General features: G+C 49.9%; 2 tRNA genes and 1 rRNA gene. All 3 read right to left on the reverse strand.

Going from position 1 to position 3,552, the window contains the following annotated elements:
* Positions 1 to 110 precede the first annotated feature (110 nt).
* The 3 genes from B5D26_RS15985 to B5D26_RS15995 all read right to left on the reverse strand — a co-directional run bounded on the left by B5D26_RS15985 (position 111) and on the right by B5D26_RS15995 (position 3,520).
* Positions 111 to 3,001: ribosomal RNA gene (locus tag B5D26_RS15985) — 23S ribosomal RNA — on the reverse strand.
* A gap of 310 nt (positions 3,002 to 3,311) precedes the next feature.
* Positions 3,312 to 3,387 (reverse strand) — tRNA-Ala (locus tag B5D26_RS15990).
* Positions 3,388 to 3,443: 56 nt separating this feature from the next.
* Positions 3,444 to 3,520, reverse strand: a tRNA-Ile gene (locus B5D26_RS15995).
* Positions 3,521 to 3,552 lie beyond the last annotated feature (32 nt).

Below are 3,552 nucleotides of genomic sequence, written 5' to 3' on the forward strand. Positions count from 1 at the left end.
TTCTACTTTGTTCGTATCTTGTATTCTTACGTCCAAGCCTGAGCTTGTCGCTTGTAATCTCTGACGTATCCGTCGATTGTTAAGCAAGTCAAAAACTGCTTTGGTGTTATATGGTCAAGCCTCACGGGCAATTAGTACAGGTTAGCTCAACGCCTCACAACGCTTACACACCCTGCCTATCGACCTTGTAGTCTTCAAGGGCCCTTTAGGAAGCTCAAGGCTTCAGTGAGACCTCATCTTGAAGGGGGCTTCCCGCTTAGATGCTTTCAGCGGTTATCCTGTCCGAACGTAGCTACCCGGCAATGCCACTGGCGTGACAACCGGAACACCAGAGGTTCGTCCACTCCGGTCCTCTCGTACTAGGAGCAGCTCTTCTCAAGTCTCAAACGTCCACGGCAGATAGGGACCGAACTGTCTCACGACGTTCTAAACCCAGCTCGCGTACCACTTTAAATGGCGAACAGCCATACCCTTGGGACCGGCTTCAGCCCCAGGATGTGATGAGCCGACATCGAGGTGCCAAACACCGCCGTCGATGTGAACTCTTGGGCGGTATCAGCCTGTTATCCCCGGAGTACCTTTTATCCGTTGAGCGATGGCCCTTCCATACAGAACCACCGGATCACTATCACCTACTTTCGTATCTGTTCGACGTGTCAGTCTCACAGTTAAGCACCCTTCTGCGATTGCACTCATTGCACGATGTCCGACCGTGCTGAGGGTACCTTCGTGCTCCTCCGTTACTCTTTGGGAGGAGACCGCCCCAGTCAAACTACCCACCACACAATGTCCTCGATCCAGATAATGGATCAGAGTTAGAACCTCAATATTACCAGGCTGGTATTTCAAGATTGGCTCCACACGAACTGGCGTCCGAGTTTCAAAGCCTCCCAGCTATCCTACACAAGTAATATCAAAGTCCACTGTGAAGCTATAGTAAAGGTTCACGGGGTCTTTCCGTCTAGCCGCGGATACACAGCATCTTCACTGCGATTTCAATTTCACTGAGTCTCGGGTGGAGACAGCGTGGCCATCGTTACGCCATTCGTGCAGGTCGGAACTTACCCGACAAGGAATTTCGCTACCTTAGGACCGTTATAGTTACGGCCGCCGTTTACTGGGGCTTCGATCAAGAGCTTCGCTTACGCTAACCCCATCAATTAACCTTCCAGCACCGGGCAGGCGTCACACCGTATACGTCCACTTACGTGTTTGCACAGTGCTGTGTTTTTAATAAACAGTCGCAGCCACCTGGTATCTTCGACCGCCGAGGGCTTACGGAGCAAGTCCTTCACCTTCAGCGGCGCACCTTCTCCCGAAGTTACGGTGCCATTTTGCCTAGTTCCTTCACCCGAGTTCTCTCAAGCGCCTTAGTATTCTCTACCTGACCACCTGTGTCGGTTTGGGGTACGGTCTCTTTAGAGCTGAAGCTTAGAGGCTTTTCCTGGAAGCATGGCATCAACCACTTCGGTTCCGTAGAACCTTCGTCGTCACGTCTCGGCATAGAGCATCCCGGATTTTCCTAAGATGCAAGCCTACCGGCTTAAACGCGGACAACCAACGCCGCGCTGGCCTAGCCTTCTCCGTCCCCCCATCGCACTCTAAAGAGGTATTGGAATATTAACCAATTTCCCATCGACTACGCATTTCTGCCTCGCCTTAGGGGCCGACTCACCCTGCGCCGATTAACGTTGCGCAGGAAACCTTGGTCTTCCGGCGTGGGAGTTTTTCACTCCCATTGTCGTTACTTATGTCAGCATTCGCACTTCTGATACCTCCAGCCAACTTCTCAATTGACCTTCATCGGCTTACAGAACGCTCCTCTACCGATTGTGCATGGCACAATCCCGCAGCTTCGGCACATAGTTTTAGCCCCGTTACATCTTCCGCGCAGGCCGACTCGACTAGTGAGCTATTACGCTTTCTTTAAAGGGTGGCTGCTTCTAAGCCAACCTCCTAGCTGTTTTAGCCTTCCCACATCGTTTCCCACTTAACTATGATTTTGGGGCCTTAGCTGGCGGTCTGGGTTGTTTCCCTTTTCACGACGGACGTTAGCACCCGCCGTGTGTCTCCCGAGTAGTACTCATTGGTATTCGGAGTTTGCAAAGGGTTGGTAAGTCGGGATGACCCCCTAGCCTTAACAGTGCTCTACCCCCAATGGTATTCGCTCGAGGCGCTACCTAAATAGCTTTCGAGGAGAACCAGCTATCTCCGAGCTTGATTAGCCTTTCACTCCGATCCACAGGTCATCCGCTAACTTTTCAACGGTAGTCGGTTCGGTCCTCCAGTTAGTGTTACCCAACCTTCAACCTGCCCATGGATAGATCGCCCGGTTTCGGGTCTATTCCCAGCGACTAATTCGCCCTATTAAGACTCGGTTTCCCTACGCCTCCCCTAGACGGTTAAGCTCGCCACTGAGAATAAGTCGCTGACCCATTATACAAAAGGTACGCAGTCACAGAACAAGTCTGCTCCCACTGCTTGTACGCATACGGTTTCAGGATCTATTTCACTCCCCTCACAGGGGTTCTTTTCGCCTTTCCCTCACGGTACTGGTTCACTATCGGTCAGTTAGTAGTATTTAGCCTTGGAGGATGGTCCCCCCATGTTCAGACAGGATTTCACGTGTCCCGCCCTACTCGATTTCACTTAAGTTAGGTTTTCGTGTACGGGGCTATCACCCACTATGGCCGCACTTCCCAGAGCGTTCCACTAACCACACAAAAGCTTAAGGGCTAATCCGATTTCGCTCGCCGCTACTTTCGGAATCTCGGTTGATTTCTTTTCCTCCGGGTACTTAGATGTTTCAGTTCCCCGGGTTCGCCTCGTTAAGCTATGTATTCACTTAACGATACCCAGCTTACACTGGGTGGGTTTCCCCATTCGGAAATGTTCGGATCAAAGCCTGTTTACCAGCTCCCCGAACCTTATCGCAGGTTTCTACGTCCTTCATCGCCTCTAACTGCCTAGGCATCCACCGTATGCGCTTAATTGCTTGACCATATAACCCAAAGCAGTTTTATTGTTCGAAGTTAGGCTAACTGAGTTAGATTCACTTACGAAGAACAAACGATTTGAGTCAGTTCAAGACTTTGCTTATAACGACTCGCCGGATACGCGCTATCGAGATTACAATTTTGTAATACAAGTTTTGCAAAGTATCTTTTATTGGCATTCAATCTACATTTTTAAAGAGCGTGTTTTCACGAAGAAAACATAATGAAGTGATCAGTATTTGAAATTGATTCTTTTGAATCAAAAACAACTAATAACTTGATTATGTTGTCTTTTGTCGCAGTACACCAAGATAATGGTGGAGCTATGCGGGATCGAACCGCAGACCTCCTGCGTGCAAGGCAGGCGCTCTCCCAGCTGAGCTATAACCCCATATCTTGAGATACAACGAATGTTAGTCGACCAAGCTCAGAAAACTGAAGCAAAATTGGTAGGCCTGAGTGGACTTGAACCACCGACCTCACCCTTATCAGGGGTGCGCTCTAACCAGCTGAGCTACAAGCCTACATCAGCAAAAGCTTTTTTAGCTTAGCGACT

Origin of the sequence: Oceanospirillum multiglobuliferum (assembly GCF_900167095.1) — a bacterium.
Lineage (GTDB): Bacteria > Pseudomonadota > Gammaproteobacteria > Pseudomonadales > Halomonadaceae > Oceanospirillum > Oceanospirillum multiglobuliferum.